Here is a 903-nt window from a genome sequence, read left to right on the forward strand (position 1 = left end):
CTCTAAAATCAAACAAACGGCTCAATCCAAACTGGCCTACTTTTACGCCGCCCTAATGGACCAATTTTGCACCGCCCTTGACAAGCTGCTCGACCAGCTTGCACTCTTGCGCTTCGCGCCATTTCCGGGGGCTGACGTGCTGACGATATTTCGGCAGTGGCTTTGCGGCTTCCTCCACCCGATTGCCCTTTTTCTGCGCCTCGCGAAGCTTGATGTTATATTTGATCGCCTTGCGCACCTTGTTCTTACGGCGCTCACCGCGCGTCAGGCCGATATTCGTCGCGGCGAACCAGGCACCAACCTCGTCCTGCCCCTTTTCGTAATACCGGATCACGTCGTGTTTCGACGGCTGTAGCATCCTGCGGCCGTCCTTTGTGACTGCACGCGGCAGGATCACGGCATGAATGTGGAAAGCCGTCTCGTCGCGGCCGGCCCTGGCGTGCACGCAGTCATCGCCGAAGGTTTTTTCCAGCCATTCGACCCCAAGTCGCTGGAAGGCCGCTTCGCGCTTCTCGTAGTCGTCGCTGAACGGGTCGCCTTCCGTGACCTTGAACCAGTCGGCATGGGCCGTGAGGATGACCTCGCGCATCGGGCCGTGACGCGTCGCGCGCCAGGGATCCTTCGGGCCTTCCGCGAGAAGCCGCTGAAGTTCTTTCGAGCGGCGGCGCTTCTCGAGTTGAGCGAGCTCATTGGTGTGGTTCTCCAACCTCATCCGGCGGATTTCCCGGTGCGCAAACTGCGCCCAGTTTGCCTCGCCCAGCAAGCGCTGGTTATGGACCGAACGCTCAGCATCAACATGACCCACGTCGCAACACTCGCGCTGACCTAATGGGATGAACTGCCTTCCCGCCAAACCGCAGCTATTGTTGCGGGCATCGGTGGAGAGATAGGAGCATTCTGATG

The 903-nt window shown here is 59.6% G+C and carries 1 protein-coding gene; it reads right to left on the bottom strand.

What is annotated here, in order from left to right:
• Positions 1–52: 52 nt before the first annotated feature.
• Positions 53–903: plasmid recombination protein (locus PMES_RS16290; RefSeq protein ID WP_236549859.1), on the bottom strand; the 851-nt coding region annotated here is incomplete at its 5' end.

The sequence above is a fragment of the Profundibacterium mesophilum KAUST100406-0324 genome (assembly GCF_009835145.1).
GTDB lineage: Bacteria > Pseudomonadota > Alphaproteobacteria > Rhodobacterales > Rhodobacteraceae > Profundibacterium > Profundibacterium mesophilum.